10 protein-coding genes and 10 tRNA genes are annotated in these 16,038 nt (G+C 45.2%); all 20 read right to left on the bottom strand.

Annotated elements, in window-relative coordinates:
* Positions 1-5: 5 nt before the first annotated feature.
* The 20 genes from gshA to alaS all read right to left on the bottom strand — a co-directional run bounded on the left by gshA (position 6) and on the right by alaS (position 16,035).
* Positions 6-1,574, bottom strand: coding sequence for a glutamate--cysteine ligase (gene gshA / locus K08M4_RS02720; RefSeq protein ID WP_086050376.1), 1,569 nt, complete (start codon positions 1,572-1,574; stop codon positions 6-8).
* A gap of 99 nt (positions 1,575-1,673) precedes the next feature.
* Positions 1,674-4,532 carry a M16 family metallopeptidase gene (locus K08M4_RS02715; RefSeq protein ID WP_086048767.1) on the bottom strand — a complete coding sequence of 953 codons (2,859 nt, stop codon included), beginning with the start codon at positions 4,530-4,532 and terminating at the stop codon, positions 1,674-1,676.
* A 9-nt stretch (positions 4,533-4,541) separates the two neighbouring features.
* The gene (locus tag K08M4_RS02710) at positions 4,542-5,003 is read right to left on the bottom strand and encodes a YqaA family protein (protein ID WP_004735497.1); all 462 of its coding nucleotides are present in this window, start codon (positions 5,001-5,003) and stop codon (positions 4,542-4,544) included.
* Between the two features lie 6 nt (positions 5,004-5,009).
* The gene (locus K08M4_RS02705; protein ID WP_086048766.1) at positions 5,010-5,963 is read right to left on the bottom strand and encodes an NADP-dependent oxidoreductase; all 954 of its coding nucleotides are present in this window, start codon (positions 5,961-5,963) and stop codon (positions 5,010-5,012) included.
* A 171-nt stretch (positions 5,964-6,134) separates the two neighbouring features.
* Positions 6,135-7,265: a sodium ion-translocating decarboxylase subunit beta gene (locus K08M4_RS02700; protein WP_004735495.1), complete on the bottom strand. Its 1,131-nt coding sequence runs from the start codon at positions 7,263-7,265 to the stop codon at positions 6,135-6,137.
* A gap of 9 nt (positions 7,266-7,274) precedes the next feature.
* Positions 7,275-9,056: a sodium-extruding oxaloacetate decarboxylase subunit alpha gene (oadA, locus tag K08M4_RS02695; RefSeq protein ID WP_029222724.1), complete on the bottom strand. Its 1,782-nt coding sequence runs from the start codon at positions 9,054-9,056 to the stop codon at positions 7,275-7,277.
* A gap of 31 nt (positions 9,057-9,087) precedes the next feature.
* A complete protein-coding gene (locus tag K08M4_RS02690) occupies positions 9,088-9,345 on the bottom strand; it encodes an oxaloacetate decarboxylase subunit gamma (protein ID WP_010435831.1) in 258 nt (85 codons plus the stop codon).
* 375 nt (positions 9,346-9,720) lie between these two features.
* Positions 9,721-9,797, bottom strand: a tRNA-Arg gene (locus tag K08M4_RS02685).
* Between the two features lie 101 nt (positions 9,798-9,898).
* A tRNA-Arg gene (locus K08M4_RS02680) sits at positions 9,899-9,975 on the bottom strand.
* Between the two features lie 101 nt (positions 9,976-10,076).
* Positions 10,077-10,153: transfer RNA gene (locus K08M4_RS02675), tRNA-Arg, on the bottom strand.
* A 100-nt stretch (positions 10,154-10,253) separates the two neighbouring features.
* A tRNA-Arg gene (locus K08M4_RS02670) sits at positions 10,254-10,330 on the bottom strand.
* 83 nt (positions 10,331-10,413) lie between these two features.
* A tRNA-Arg gene (locus tag K08M4_RS02665) sits at positions 10,414-10,490 on the bottom strand.
* A 101-nt stretch (positions 10,491-10,591) separates the two neighbouring features.
* Positions 10,592-10,668: transfer RNA gene (locus K08M4_RS02660), tRNA-Arg, on the bottom strand.
* 101 nt (positions 10,669-10,769) lie between these two features.
* Positions 10,770-10,846 (bottom strand) — tRNA-Arg (locus tag K08M4_RS02655).
* Between the two features lie 85 nt (positions 10,847-10,931).
* Positions 10,932-11,024 (bottom strand) — tRNA-Ser (locus K08M4_RS02650).
* A 48-nt stretch (positions 11,025-11,072) separates the two neighbouring features.
* Positions 11,073-11,149, bottom strand: a tRNA-Arg gene (locus K08M4_RS02645).
* A 46-nt stretch (positions 11,150-11,195) separates the two neighbouring features.
* Positions 11,196-11,288: transfer RNA gene (locus K08M4_RS02640), tRNA-Ser, on the bottom strand.
* A gap of 472 nt (positions 11,289-11,760) precedes the next feature.
* On the bottom strand, positions 11,761-11,958 hold the full coding sequence (csrA, locus tag K08M4_RS02635) for a carbon storage regulator CsrA (protein WP_009847619.1): 198 nt from the start codon (positions 11,956-11,958) through the stop codon (positions 11,761-11,763).
* A 92-nt stretch (positions 11,959-12,050) separates the two neighbouring features.
* Positions 12,051-13,232: an aspartate kinase gene (locus tag K08M4_RS02630; protein WP_086048765.1), complete on the bottom strand. Its 1,182-nt coding sequence runs from the start codon at positions 13,230-13,232 to the stop codon at positions 12,051-12,053.
* Positions 13,233-13,452: 220 nt separating this feature from the next.
* Entirely contained in the window at positions 13,453-16,035 is a 2,583-nt protein-coding gene (gene alaS / locus K08M4_RS02625; protein ID WP_086048764.1) for an alanine--tRNA ligase, read from the bottom strand.
* Between the last annotated feature and the right edge of the window lie 3 nt (positions 16,036-16,038).

Here is a 16,038-nt window from a genome sequence, read left to right as displayed (position 1 = left end):
TCTCGCTATGCTTTTAAATATGAAAAATAGTCCGTTAAGAAGCTATCAAAATCTTGAGTGCTCGCTTCTTCACTTTGCTGTTGAGCAATGACAGAGCGTTGAACTTCCGCTTCCATTAACTCAGCAGAATACACTTTATATTGGTGTGCCTTGTGTTGCTGAGCGTACGTTTTTCCTAACGCACAACCCACTTTACCCAAACCACCCAATTTCTTGGTCTCTTCTAATAACTGGCCAGAAATGGTCAACTCTGGGTTATCAATCCAAGCTTCAAGCGTATCGCACGTTTCTTGGTATGCACGACCACCTTGCTCAGCATCCATCAACTCAGCGATAACTCGAAGATCTTTGAATACATTTTTCGCCCAGTCTTGCAGAGACAGTCTTTCGCCATCACAACCAATCTTGAGCTCTAAACCAACCTGACGACCTTCTAAGATCACCTTATTCCAGTTATCGCGCCAGCATTCAAGCTCGCAGTTATCCATCTCAGCAGAGTCTGATAGCACGCTCCACGTTAGGAATAGGTCTAAGAAGCGAACTTGCTGTTCATTGATACCAATTGAACTGAATGGATTTACGTCTAAAGAGCGAACTTCGATGTACTCAACACCAGCACGAGCCAGTGCTTCAGATGGTTTCTCGCCACTTTTCGCCACACGCTTAGGACGGATCGGAGCATAAAGCTCGTTCTCGATTTGAAGAACGTTACTATTCAATTGACGGTATTCACCATCAACCTTAGTGCCAATCTCAGCGAATTCTTCTGATGGTGTTCGAATCGCTTGATTCAAACCTTCAAGGTACTGGTCTAGGCTGTTGAAGCCAATCTTTAATACGCTTTGAGCACTATTGGTGTAGCCAAGATCACTCAGGCGAAGTGCCGTTGCTTTTGGCAGATACAGCGTCTCGCCAATCTTTTCAAAAGGCAGACTTGTCTCTCTTCCTTTGATGAAAGAGGAACATAGCGCAGGTGAAGCACCGAAGAAGTATGGGATTAACCAACCAAAGCGGTAGTAGTTACGAATCAAACCAAAGTAAGCATCAGACTTAGCTTCACAACGCGCTTCTTCTGTTTGCTCTCCAAACAGACTGTCCCAAAAGCTTTCTGGGAAAGAGAAATTGAAGTGAACACCCGAAATAATCTGCATCAGACTGCCGTAGCGACGCTTTAGGCCTTCGCGATATAGTGTCTTCATTTTACCGTTGTTAGAAGTACCGTATTGCGCTAACTGAATGTAATCTTCACTCCCCACATAACAAGGCATAGAGAGTGGCCACAGCTTTTCTCCGTCTAACTTGGTTTGCGTGAAGTGATGAATATCAGACAACTGATTCAAAAGCGTCGGAACGTCGTTAGAAACAGGCGTGATAAACTCCAGTAGCGACTCAGAGAAATCGGTCGTTACCCATTCGTTCATCAACGCAGATCCTAAAGCCTTAGGGTGCGGCCCAGTAGCAAGATGCCCATCTTCCGTGTAGCGCAATGTTTCCCTTTCAACACCACGACCAAATTGAGAGAAGGTCTTAGGGTTGGTTGCAACTTGCTTTAGTCGCGCAGCAAAATCAGTCAAAATTCTGTTCACTTATCTTATATTGTTCTTATTAGAACTATCATAAATTAGGTTGGAGGAGAAAAGTAGAATCTCTTCCCTCCCCTTTTAATGTGTACTCTAACGAATGATTTCAAGCTCTTCTATTGGAATATCTAACTTTTCTAATTGAGGACGCAAGGAAGTCGCGTCACCAACAACAATTATTTGATAATCATTCGGGTCAAACCATTTCTTCGATAGCTCATTTAAAGTTTCTTTTGAAACCGTTTCTACTATCTGGTTGCGCTGCTGTAAGTAGTCTTCATCAAGGCTCAATGCAACAATATTACTCAACAACCCGGCCTTTTGACTGGGTGTTTCGTATTTAAGCGCATCTTGTTGACCGACAGCAAGGCGCATAAATTTCATCTCTTCGTCAGTTAATCCACTCTGACTAAATTCGTTTAGCTCAGCGATAAACTCTTGAATCGATGGAACCGTCGCATTGGCTCTAACTTGAGCACTAAACACTACCGCACCAGTTTCACGCGTACTCGCAAAGTAACCGCTTGCACCGTAAGTGTAGGCTTTGTCTTCACGCAGGTTCTGGTTGATACGGCTATTGAAGTTACCAGCTAAATTAAAGTTAGCTAGCTGGCTTAAATACAACTCACCGGTCGCATCAAACGGCAGGCCTTTACGAACTAGGCGTACAATACTTTGCGGTGCTCCCGGCTTATCCACTAAGTACAAGTTCTGCCCCGAAAGCTCCTTGATGATCTGTGGACGAGTGAGTGGTGCAGCGTCACCTTGCCATTTTTCAAAGAACTGAAGCTGCTTTCCAACCTCCTCCTTCAAGATGTCCCCTACAATAACAATATTAGCTCCCTCAGGAGTATAGTGCTGACTGTAAAACAGTTTTACATCGTCTAGAGTTAGCGACTCTAGAGAGTCCTTGGTGCCATCACTCGCTCGACCAAAAACAGTGCTACCGAACAACACTTCTCGGGTTGCTTGAGAAGCCATCCAGCTTGGCTGTTGGTGTTGATACACTACGCCTTCAAGCATCTGCTTCTTAACACGTTCAAAGTCTTGCTCATCAAACTTAGGCTCGAATAGAACTTCTTGCACGATCGCTAAGGTTTGAGGCAGATTTTTCTCTAACGTCGAGACTGAAATATCTGTGGTATAGCTGCCGGCACTAATGCTTACGCTACTGCCAAGCTTATCTAAGGTCGCCTGTAGTTCTTCAACCGTTCGTTTAGTCGATCCCTCTTCCATCATCGAAGCCGTTAGGTTCGCCAAGCCTTCTTGACCTTTACGAACATAGCGTTCGCCTGCAGGCAGTTGAATTTGCAGCTGTACTGTCGGCGTTTCACTGGTCACGGTACCAATCAAATCAGTGCCGTTCGCAAAGTGCATGCGATACAGCTCAGGCATGGTCGCTTCAACACCAAAGTTCACTTCTGGCATCACGCTGCGATCAAATGTGTTTGGCGCCTTTCTGAAATCCAGTTGCTCTTCCGTCACCTTACTGTATTCAGGAAGGGTACGTGCAGGTGTGGTAAAAGTAGCCTCACGAACCGCTAAGTCGAGTTTTTTCTTAGGAACCACACTCAACGTAACCTTGTGCTTGCCTTCGATGAAATCTTGGTATGCCTTGCTTACGCTTTCTGGAGTAACCGCTCGAATTTGATCGAGTTGCGATTCAATGCGATCCGGCTGACCATAGAAGGTTTGGTTAGACGCAAGCTGTGAAACCTTGCCTTTAACACTTTGCAGTGCAAAAACTGCATCCGCTTCTGCCATACCAGTGATCTGATCTAAACGCTCTTGTTCAACGCCCTCTTTCGAGAATTGATCTAAGGTATCCATCAGCTCTTTGTTTAGAACCGTCAAATCGCCTTTTTCACCTGAATTACCCATCGCATACACATACATGGTACATGCAAGCTCAGCACAATCATGGAAAGATCCTGCGCTCACCGCTTTTTGCGTTTTTACAAGGTTTTGATACAGATAACTGTTGGTGCCAGAACCTAACACGTTGGACAGTGCATTCAATGAAGCCTGCGTCTCTTCACCACGATACGTTGTTGGCCAACCAACAAGCACCATCGGCTGACGAATATTATCTTTTAAGGTGATGTACTTGTCTTCAGTCAGCACTGCAGGTTGCTTCTCTGCCGCCTTAACTTCAGGTCCTTGAGGGATAGGGCCAAAGTACTTGTTAACCCACTCTAGCGTGTCATCAACGTCGATATCACCACCGATCGTTAACACGGCATTGTTTGGGCCATACCAACGTAAGAAAAATGCCTTAAGGTCATTCACATCAACACGATCTAAGTCTTCAACATAACCGATTGGTTGCCACGAGTAAGGGTGACCTTCTGGATACAGTGCTTCTCCCATGCGCTCCCACATCAAACCGTAAGGGCGGTTTTCATAGCTTTGCGCTCGCTCATTCTTAACCGTGCCTCTTTGCACCTCAAATTTCTTTTGAGAAACTGCATCTAGCAAGAAACCCATTCTGTCCGATTCTAACCACAACATTTTTTCGAGTTGGTTAGAAGGAACGGTTTCAAAGTAATTAGTTCGGTCACGGTTGGTGGTGCCATTTAACGAACCACCCGCTTCGGTGATGATCTTGAAGTGCTGTTGATCACCGACGTTCTCAGAGCCTTGGAACATCATGTGTTCAAAGAAGTGAGCAAAGCCTGATTTACCAATCTGTTCACGAGCAGAACCCACATGATAGGTCACATCAACATGAACAAGTGGATCAGAATCATCAGGAGAAAGAATAACGGTCAAGCCGTTTTCAAGCTGATACTTCGCATAAGGAATCACCACTTTATCTTTAGAAGGCTTAACCTCTTCTAACAGAGTGACGCCTTCCGGTAACGAGGAAAAGAAGGGTGTTGAGCTAGGTACATTGTAAGAACAGCCAGCAATGGCGATAAGAGAAAATGTACCAAGTAAAACCTTTTTCATAGGTTCTCCTTAGAAAAAACCGAAGTAGATAGCAGCAAGTAAGCTGTAGCGAGCGGCTTTGCCAATCGCTATCAAAATAACGCTAGGGATAAATTTCATTCTCAGCCAACCCGCAGCCAGACATAAAGGATCACCAATGATGGGTAACCAACTGAATAACAATGTCCAGTAACCATAACGGCTCAGCCAAGCCATAGCCTTATGACCATGCTTTTCAGATTGAGTTCGATTAGGCAACCATAAACCAATCCAATAGTTGGTCAGGCCCCCCAAAGTATTACCGAGTGTCGCCAGAAGAATGATCGATGATGTTGAGAACTGATCTAAGCTCAAGGCTGCCACAAGGCTCGCTTCTGATCCCCCGGGCAATAATGTGGCACTCAAAAAGCCACTAATAAAGAGTACCCACAGCGCCGAGTCAGAGAACCACAGCGCTATGTTTTCAAACAGAGAATTAAAAAACTCTAGCACTGCATATCAACCTTCTTGCATTTTAAGTAGTACCTTGCCTCTGGTATGTCCGGTTTCAACCTGTAGATGAGCTGACTGCGCTTCGTCTAACTGGTAGATACCTTGAATTTCTGTTTTGAGCAATCCGACACTGACCATGTACAGCATAGTGTCCATTTGCTCTGGGTTTGGCTCAACCAGCATGCCTGATGCAGTAAAGCCTAGTAATGTTGCTTTTTCGCAGATCAATTCTGCAGATAAAGTGGGGACTGTCACGACTCTTGCGCCATCTTTTAGACACTTCAATGCATCGAGAGCAGTATCGCCACCAACCAAATCAATCAGCACATCAACATCAGAGACTCTTTCTGATGCTGGCGCAAACTTATAGTTAATCGCATGGGCGCCTAACGTTGCTAAGTAATCAAGATTCGCTTCACTACAAGTTGTGTAAACCTCGGCTTTCGCTGCCACGGCGATTTGAACCGCTAGATGACCAACGCCGCCAGCACCCGCTAAGATAAGTACGCGATCGCCCTCTTTCACTTCAGCTTTATTGAGCGCTTGGGCTGCTGTTTGACTGGCTAATGGTAATGCTGCGGCCGCTTCTAGAGTTACCGAATCAGGAACCATGCTTAATGCCGCTTCCGGGACACACACATATTGGCTGTAACCGCCACCTTGCAGTGGGAAACCAATAAAGCCTGCCACGTTGTCGCCAACCGTAAAGCGCTCAGCCTGCTCCCCTAGGGTGGCAATTTGCCCTGAAATGTCATAACCAGAAACCCAAGGCAGGTTATCTTTGTTCTGTGCTGCAGCCCAACCTAGACCAGCACGGGTTTTAACATCAATCGGATTAATGCCCGAAAAGGAAACTTTAACCACGACTTCTCCAGCCTTAGGCTCAGGAATAGCACGGGTTTGAATACTAAGGTTTTCGACACCGCCGAATTGAGTAATCGCTATCTGTTTATTTTCCATTTCCACATTTCCTTGATTGATAAAAGCCCTAATGAGCAAGCACCCTAATTGATAAAAAGAAAGGGATGCGAAAGCATCCCTTTGACTATAAACCATTTAATAAGGCTAAGTTAACCGCTCATTCGTAAATTGACGACCAATTAACGTAACGATACGTGACCTAGGAACCTACTAACCCACTAGAGCTAATAGAATACCCGCCGCAACCGCACTACCAAGTACACCAGCTACATTCGGGCCCATCGCATGCATCAACAAGAAGTTCTGAGGGTTTGCCTCAAGACCAACCTTGTTTACCACACGAGCCGCCATCGGAACCGCTGATACACCAGCCGCGCCAATCAATGGGTTGATGTCTTCTTTAGAGAAGCGATTAAGCAACTTCGCCATTAACACGCCACCCGCCGTACCAATACTAAACGCCACCGCACCTAAACCTAAAATACCCAGCGTCTCTAAGTTCAAGAACGTGTCCGCTTGAAGCTTAGAACCAACACCTAGGCCAAGGAAAATAGTTACGACGTTAATCAGTTCGTTTTGAGCTGTTTTTGAAAGGCGATCAACCACACCCGCTTCACGCATTAAGTTACCCAAGCAGAACATACCTACTAGAGGTGTTGCTGAAGGTAGGAACAGAATCGTCATCAGTAGTACAGCAAGCGGGAAAAGGATCTTCTCGGCTTTACCAACGTGACGTAACTGCGCCATCTTAATCTTGCGTTCTTCCGGCGTCGTTAGCGCTTTCATGATAGGTGGCTGAATAATAGGAACCAAAGCCATGTAGCTATAAGCCGCAACCGCAATGGCACCTAGTAGGTCAGGAGATAACTTACTCGCCAAGAAGATCGCGGTTGGGCCATCGGCACCACCAATGATCGCAATTGACGAAGCATCTGCCATTGAGAATTCCATTCCTGGAACATAGTTCAGCAAGATCGCACCAAATAGCGTTGCGAAGATACCAAACTGAGCCGCAGCCCCTAGCCATAACGTTTTAGGGTTAGCAATCAACGCACCGAAGTCCGTCATTGCACCAACACCCATAAAGATCAGCAGTGGGAAAATACCCGTTTCAATACCAATGTAGTAAACGTAGTAAAGCAAACCACCTGGATCAGTAAACCCAGCATTTGGAATGTTTGCTAGTACAGCACCAAAACCAATCGGTAATAAAAGTAACGGTTCAAATCCTTTACGAATTGCCAAAAACAACAATAAGCAACCGACCAGCATCATACAAATCTGGCCGAACTCAAAGTTAGCGATCCCTGTTTCAGACCATAAGGTCATCAATCCTTCCATGGTACTCCCTTACGCTAAGCTTAGTAGTGGAGCGCCTACAGTAACTGCATCGCCTTCTTTAACATTCAATTCCTGAACGATACCACCACGAGCAGCACGAACCTCCGTTTCCATTTTCATCGCTTCCAAGATCAGTAGCACATCGCCTTCAGCCACTTCAACACCAGGCTGAACGATAACTTTGAAGATGTTACCTGCTAATGGAGCTGGAACCGCTTCTGCATCAGAAGCCGCGGCAGGTGCAGCTTGAGACGCTTGTGCTGGTTTCGCTGATGGAGATACTGATGTCAGTTCGCCTTGTGGCCCGACTTCAACATCATAAACTTGACCATCAACCTTCACGCTGTAGCTTTCAATGCTACCTGCAACAGGCTGTGGTGCCGCAACAGGAGCTGCCGTTTCTGCAGTTGGTGCAGGTTCAAATGCTTCAGGATTACGACGGTTCTTAAGGAACTTAAGACCAACTTGTGGGAAAAGTGCGTATGTCAGTACATCATCAACGGTATCTTCAGCGAGTGAAATGCCATCTGATTTCGCTTTTTCTAAAAGGTCTGTCGTTAACGTATCCATTTCAGACTTAAGTAAATCAGCAGGACGACACGTGATTGGCTCTGCACCATCTAACACTTTCGCTTGCAATTCAGCATCAACCTCAGCAGGCGCTTGACCGTATTCACCTTTCAGTAGACCCGCAGTCTCTTTAGTGATGCTCTTGTAGCGCTCACCCGTCAGAACGTTGATAACCGCTTGAGTACCAACAATCTGAGAAGTAGGAGTTACCAAAGGAATGTAACCCAACTCTTTACGTACGCGAGGGATCTCTTCGAGCACTTCGTCCATACGGTCGGCTGCGCCCTGTTCTTTAAGCTGGCCTTCCATGTTGGTTAACATGCCGCCAGGAACCTGAGCAATCAAGATACGTGAATCAACACCTTTTAGCTGACCTTCCCACTTCGCGTACTTTTTACGTACATCACGGAAGTAAGCCGCGATGGGTTCGATCTGATCGAGCTTAAGATTGGTATCACGCTCTGTACCTTCTAACATCGCAACAACCGTTTCGGTTGGCGTGTGACCGTAAGTACAGCTCATTGAAGAAATAGCGGTGTCTAGAATATCGATACCCGCTTCAACGGCTTTAACCGCTGTTGCTGTCGATAGACCTGTTGTCGCGTGGCTATGCAACGCTAGAGGAACGTCACACGATGATTTGATACGTGTAATCAGCTCTTCCGCTTCATACGGCTTTAATAAACCTGACATATCTTTGATACATAGTGAATGACAACCTAGATCCTCTAGGCGTTTAGCCAAATCAACCCAAGTATCTGAGTTGTGAACCGGACTGGTTGTGTAAGACAACGTACCTTGAGCGTGACCACCAACATCAATCGTTGCTTTCACTGCTGTTTCAAAGTTACGTACGTCATTCATCGCATCAAAAATACGGAATACGTCCATGCCGTTCTTATGGGCACGTTCAACAAATTTCTCTACTACATCATCCGCGTAGTGACGGTAACCCAATAAATTTTGACCACGCAGTAGCATCTGCATTGGTGTGTTTGGCATCGCTTTTTTCAGCTCACGCAAACGCTCCCACGGATCTTCTCCTAGAAAACGAATACACGAATCAAACGTTGCGCCGCCCCAAGTCTCTAAAGACCAGTAACCGACTTTATCCAGTTCTGCCGCAATTGGCAGCATATCTTCGATACGCATACGAGTAGCAAATAGTGACTGGTGCGCGTCACGAAGTACCACATCTGTGATAGCTAGTGGTTTAGACATGCTCATAAACTCCTTTTTAATCCTTTAAATGCTACTTAGCAGTAGACGCACGGTATTGATGAACCGCGGCCGAAATTGCTGCCACTACCTGTGGACTAACAGCTGAAGGGTTTGATTGTGATTTTTTAATTTTTTTAGGTGCTGCGATCGGCTCTGGTACTTCTTCTGGTACCAGTTTTGACATCAACCGAACGAGGTAAACTAGAATAGTTAGGAAAATAAAGACAACGGACATCCCCGTTATCATTAGAGTCGCCGCATCTCCTAGCAGGCTTCCAATATTAGTCATGTTGCTTCCTTTCTTCGTCATCCTGACATACGTGCAGGATTTCAGCGAATAGTGATCCCGACCCATGGATTATCTCGATTGGTAAAAGTTTGTCAATTTTGTTTAAGGTTCTGTTACGGATAACGCACACATAAGGTTAATTATTCGCCTATCAGATCACATAAATCTGTCAAATACGTCATTTATAGATATTTAAACTGTGACTTAAACGGGGCTTTTCTTAGAAATGATATGAGAAAGGTGGAATAACAAAGAAGCAATCAAGAATTACTTTAAATACAACAAGTTAAACAACGACAAAATTTAACATTATAGCAACAAATTTGCAGCAGACATAAAAAAAGCCTCGTATAAACGAGGCTTTCTTTAATAAGGTGGTGCGCCCTGGAGGATTCGAACCTCCGACCGCCTGGTTCGTAGCCAGGTACTCTATCCAGCTGAGCTAAGGGCGCAACGGTTTCGATATTAAGCTGTTAGTTAAGGCAATAAAGCAGTTAAGACTATAAAGCAAAACTAAACGTTCAACATCAGGATTAGTGAAAACCCTAAATAGTGGTGCGCCCTGGAGGATTCGAACCTCCGACCGCCTGGTTCGTAGCCAGGTACTCTATCCAGCTGAGCTAAGGGCGCAACGGTTTCGATATTAAGCTGTTAGTTAAGGCAATAAAGTAGTTAAGACTATAAAGCAAAACTAAACGTTCAACATCAGGATTAGTGAAAACCCTAAATAGTGGTGCGCCCTGGAGGATTCGAACCTCCGACCGCCTGGTTCGTAGCCAGGTACTCTATCCAGCTGAGCTAAGGGCGCAACGGTTTCGATATTAAGCTGTTAGTTAAGGCAATAAAGCAGTTAAGACAACAAAGCAAGACTAAACGTTCAATATCAGGATTAATGAAAACCCTAAAAGTGGTGCGCCCTGGAGGATTCGAACCTCCGACCGCCTGGTTCGTAGCCAGGTACTCTATCCAGCTGAGCTAAGGGCGCAACGGTTTCGATGTTAATTGTGAAGTAAGGCAATTAGGCAAAACTAAACGTTCAACATCAGGATTAATGAAAACCCTAAATAGTGGTGCGCCCTGGAGGATTCGAACCTCCGACCGCCTGGTTCGTAGCCAGGTACTCTATCCAGCTGAGCTAAGGGCGCAACGGTTTCGATATTAAGCTGTTAGTTAAGGCGATAAAGCAGTTAAGACAATAAAGCAAAACTAAACGTTCAACATCAGGATTAATGAAAACCCTAAATAGTGGTGCGCCCTGGAGGATTCGAACCTCCGACCGCCTGGTTCGTAGCCAGGTACTCTATCCAGCTGAGCTAAGGGCGCAACGGTTTCGATATTAAGCTGTTAGTTAAGGCAATAAAGCAGTTAAGACAATAAAGCAAAACTAAACGTTCAACATCAGGATTAATGAAAACCCTAAATAGTGGTGCGCCCTGGAGGATTCGAACCTCCGACCGCCTGGTTCGTAGCCAGGTACTCTATCCAGCTGAGCTAAGGGCGCACGGTATCTTCAAGTGAAGAAGTTGTGAAATATATCACATTCTTGTTTCTACGAAACAAAAAAAAGGCCATAGGCCTGTAATGAATGGCGGTGAGGGAGGGATTCGAACCCTCGATGCGGCTACAAACCACATACTCCCTTAGCAGGGGAGCGCCTTCGGCCACTCGGCCACCTCACCTAATTCATTATTCTTATCCATTACTTCTTAACAAAGTAATCTAAAGAATGGTGCGCCCTGGAGGATTCGAACCTCCGACCGCCTGGTTCGTAGCCAGGTACTCTATCCAGCTGAGCTAAGGGCGCACATTGTTACTTCTGTGTTTGCTTGCAAATTCAAACGTGCAAGAAATGGTGGTGAGGGAGGGATTCGAACCCTCGATGCGGCTATAAACCACATACTCCCTTAGCAGGGGAGCGCCTTCGGCCTCTCGGCCACCTCACCGTCTTGCGGAGGCACATATTACGTTTTACCGAAAATATGTCAAACACTTTATTGAAAAAAATAGGACAAAAACATCCAACCGTTTGCTATTTAATCAAAGCGCTTGCAAATTGAACTTATAAGATCAATTTAACGCTTTTTCCCTTAAAAATTAAGGTGAAAGATTAGCCATAAGAAACAACTGAAAACAATTATCTAATTTATCCAGCAGCAAGTGCTACCGCTGTTTGCACAATACTACGGGATGCGTAATTGCGCCATAGGGTAAACTAACAAATCTTGAGCTTTGGCAAACAAAAACAGATAAACGCTCGTACTCAGCACGTTTGCATTTCACCGATTAATGAAACAGTCGCTTCGCCAGTTCAAAACAAAGCAGTTATACAACCAATGTATATCTAAACGTTCTTTTCTGTTCCTCAAGATCAAAAAAGGCTAGCAACAATGCTAGCCCTTTCTCTACGCAAAAGTATTAGTAGTTGCCAGGTGCAACGTTACCATTACCTTTTTCAGCTTGAATGCGCATGTAGATCTCTTCACGGTGAACAGATACTTCTTTAGGTGCGTTAACACCAATACGTACTTGGTTGCCTTTAACGCCTAGTACAGTAACTGTTACTTCATCACCAATCATCAGTGTTTCGCCAACACGGCGAGTCAAAATTAGCATTCTTTGCTCCTTGAGTAATCTCTAAATTTATCTAGCTACGAGAGCATTATCCAACAAAAGTTATATTTTCGTAAACTATCGATTGAGTTTATTTAACCAAAATGCACTTCTTTTTTAGGATAACCCTGTGTTTCACGCGCTACGATGTATGCATTGTGTAATATGTTAGCAGCCATATCGACTTGCGTTGGTGATATCACCAAAGTTAAAGACTGCTGCTGCAATAAGTGATGTTGTACATCAATTTCGCCTTCAGACAACAATCCATGTGAACTGACCACAATATCTTGTGTTCGGCTTCCTACCACAGTTAACAAACTAACCTGTTCACTATTACGGATTTTTTCTGCAAAAACTAGTTTTAATTTAGCACTTATGTCTTGTTTAATAATGAGTGCTGCTCGTTCTGTTTCCTCGATCACACTACAGACTTCGATCCCTAACAGTTGGCAATGCGATATGAAAGATGGTAAATCTTCATTCAAACACTCAATACGCACCATATCTCTTTGAATGGCAATGCCAGCAATATCATTCAAACACTGGTGACCAGCGATCAACGTGCCCTCGCCTTCTTCAAAACTTGAAAGCACTCTCAGTGGTACATTGTGGTGCCACGCAAACTGAACACACGGCAGGTGTAATACCTTTGCGCCTCTACGAGCCATTTCTTCCATAGACGGAAAGTCTAAGGTATCTAATTTTTTCGAATATTTCACGACTCTGGGGTCGCAAGAGTAAACACCATCAACATCAGTATAGATCTGACACTCTTTCGCTTGAAGTGCTCCAGCCAACGCAACCGCAGTGGTGTCTGAACCACCTCGACCTAATGTCGTGATATCGCCTTTTGCATTAACGCCTTGAAAGCCAGCAACAATGACAATCTGGTCATCATCTAACAGCGCTTTAATAGGAGCGGTATCAATACGCTCAATCGTCGCATTATTATGATTAGAATCGGTGTGTATTTTGGCTTGATAGCCAGTCATCGATGTCGCTTCATAACCCAACTTGTGCAACGTCATCGCCAACAAAGCCATGGAAACTTGTTCTCCGGCCGTTAACAGCACATCCAACTCTCTAGCGTTTGGTACGCTATCAACTTGTGAAGCTAAGTTAACTAACCGATTTGTTTCACCTGACATAGCAGAAACGACAACCAGGATCTGGTTCCCTTCATTTTTCGCTTCAATGATTTTTTCTGCTACATGATGGATTCGTTCAATTGAACCCACCGACGTTCCACCAAATTTCTGCACGATAAGAGGCATTTTCACCCTTCCTCACCTTCCCAAGACCAATGTCTATATATGACAAAAAAACACATACTCCGCGTCATGGCGAAGCAATAAAAAATTAACCAAGGAGTCTAACGTTACCATTAGCCTTCTTGGTTAATCTCAATCAAACCTTTTTCAAAGGTTCTTCCAATGGACAAAATAAAAGATGCCCAATCAGTTGATTGGGCATCTTTGTATCAATTACTTAAGCTTAAAGACGCTCTTCAAGCCAAATACGTACTGATTTAAGCGCTTCAGGTAGTGCTTCAACGTCAGTACCACCCGCTTGAGCCATATCTGGACGACCGCCGCCTTTACCGCCAACTTGCTCAGCAACCATCTTAACGAGGTCACCCGCTTTAACTTTGCCGATAAGGTCTTTAGTTACGCCAGCAATCAGGCCAACTTTACCGTCTGCTACGTTCGCGATCAGGATGATGCCGCTACCTACTTGATTTTTAGCGTTATCAACCATAGTACGTAGGTTCTTGTTGTCTGCGCCTTCAATGGCAGCAACCAGTACCTTAGTACCAGAGATCTCTTCTACTTTACCCATGATGTTTGCACCTTCAGCTGCAGCCATCTTTTCTTTAAGTAGTTGGATTTCTTTCTCTAGCGATTTCGCTTTCTTAGCTGATTCAGCCAATTTCTCTTCGTAAGCGTTATTCTGAGCATCAACTGCATCTAGAGCAGCTTCACCCGTTACCGCTTCAATACGACGAATACCCGCAGCAATACCACCTTCAGAAGTGATCTTGAATAGACCGATATCACCCGTGTTGCTCGCGTGGATACCACCACAAAGCTCAGTAGAGAAATCGCCCATAGACAGAACGCGAACTTCATCATCGTACTTCTCGCCAAACAGTGCCATCGCACCTTTTTCTTTCGCTGACTCGATGTCCATGATGTTCGTTTCAATCACATGATTCTTACGAACTTGTGCGTTAACTAGACGCTCTACTTCTTTAATCTGTGCAGGTGTTACCGCTTCAAGGTTAGAGAAGTCAAAACGTAGGTTGTCTGGCTTAACTAAAGAACCTTTCTGAGCAACGTGCTCACCTAGCACTTCGCGCAATGCAGAGTGAAGTAAGTGAGTTGCAGAGTGGTTTAGTGAGATAGCAGCACGACGCTCAGCATCAACACGCGCTTCTACTTTATCGCCTTGAGCAAATACGCCTTCAACTAGCTCACCGTGGTGTGCAAATGCATTACCTAGCTTCTGAGTATCTTGTACTTTGAATAGACCCGACGCAGTGCTTAGCGTACCAGCGTCACCACATTGACCGCCTGACTCTGCGTAGAATGGTGTCTCTTCAAGGATGATGATTGCTTTGTCGCCAGCCGATAGTGAAGATACCTCTTCGCCGTCAACGAATAACGCAGAAATCTCACCCGCACCTTCAGTACCTGTGTAACCACAGAACTCAGTGTTCGTGTCTACTTTGATCGTTGCGTTGTAATCAGTACCGAACTGACCCGCTTCACGTGCACGCTTACGCTGTGCTTCCATCGCCTTCTCAAAGCCTGCTTCATCGATAGTAAAGTCGCGTTCACGAGCTACATCGTTAGTAAGGTCAGCTGGGAAGCCGTATGTATCGTAAAGTTTGAAGACTGTTTCACCGTCAAGCTCTTTGCCTTCAAGTGCGTCTAATGCGTCGTTAAGGATAACCATGCCACGCTCTAGCGTGCGACCAAAGTTCTCTTCTTCGATGCGAAGTACTTTTTCAACAAGCTCTTGCTGTTTCTTAAGCTCTTCAGCCGCAGAACCCATCACTTCAGCCAGAACACCCACAAGTTTGTGAAAGAACACGCCTTGTGCACCAATCTTGTTACCGTGACGAACTGCACGACGAATAATACGACGTAGAACGTAGCCACGACCTTCGTTTGAAGGCATTACGCCATCAGCGATTAGGAATGAACAAGAACGGATGTGGTCAGCAATAACGCGCAGAGATTGGTTAGATAGATCGTCGTGACCCACTACTTCTGCTGTCGCTTTGATTAGCTTTTGGAATACATCAATTTCGTAGTTAGAGTGAACGCCCTGCATGATTGCAGAGATACGCTCAATACCCATACCAGTATCTACAGCTGGCTTAGGTAGCGGTTCCATAGTGCCGTCAGCGTGACGGTTGAACTGCATGAATACGTTGTTCCAAATCTCGATGAAACGGTCACCATCTTCTTCAGGTGTACCAGGGCGACCGCCCCAGATGTGCTCACCGTGATCGTAGAAGATTTCAGTACATGGACCACAAGGACCTGTGTCACCCATTGTCCAGAAGTTATCAGATTCAAACTTCTTGCCACCTTCTTTGTCGCCGATGCGAACAATCTTGTCAGCTGGGATGCCCACTTTCTTGTTCCAGATTTCGAATGCTTCGTCATCTGTCTCGTAAACCGTTACTAACAGGCGATCTTTTGGCAGACCGAGCGTTTCAGTCAGGAATTCCCAAGCAAAGCCAATCGCTTCTTCTTTGAAGTAGTCGCCAAAGCTGAAGTTGCCTAGCATTTCGAAGAACGTGTGGTGACGAGCCGTGAAACCTACGTTTTCAAGGTCATTGTGTTTACCACCCGCACGTACACAACGCTGAGCCGTAGTTGCTCGAGTGTAGGCACGTTTTTCTGCGCCTAAGAAGCAATCTTTGAATTGGTTCATGCCTGCGTTAGTAAATAGCAGGGTTGGATCGTTATGTGGAACTAACGATGAACTGTCTACGATTTGGTGTTCTTTGCTCTCAAAGAACTTAAGGAACGCGTTGCGAACCTCATCAGTGCTCATGTACATGCA

The sequence above is a fragment of the Vibrio syngnathi genome, from assembly GCF_002119525.1.
In the GTDB taxonomy this organism is placed as follows: domain Bacteria; phylum Pseudomonadota; class Gammaproteobacteria; order Enterobacterales; family Vibrionaceae; genus Vibrio; species Vibrio syngnathi.
Note: the sequence above shows the minus strand (reverse complement) of the source record. Positions and strands in the feature narration are given on the sequence as shown.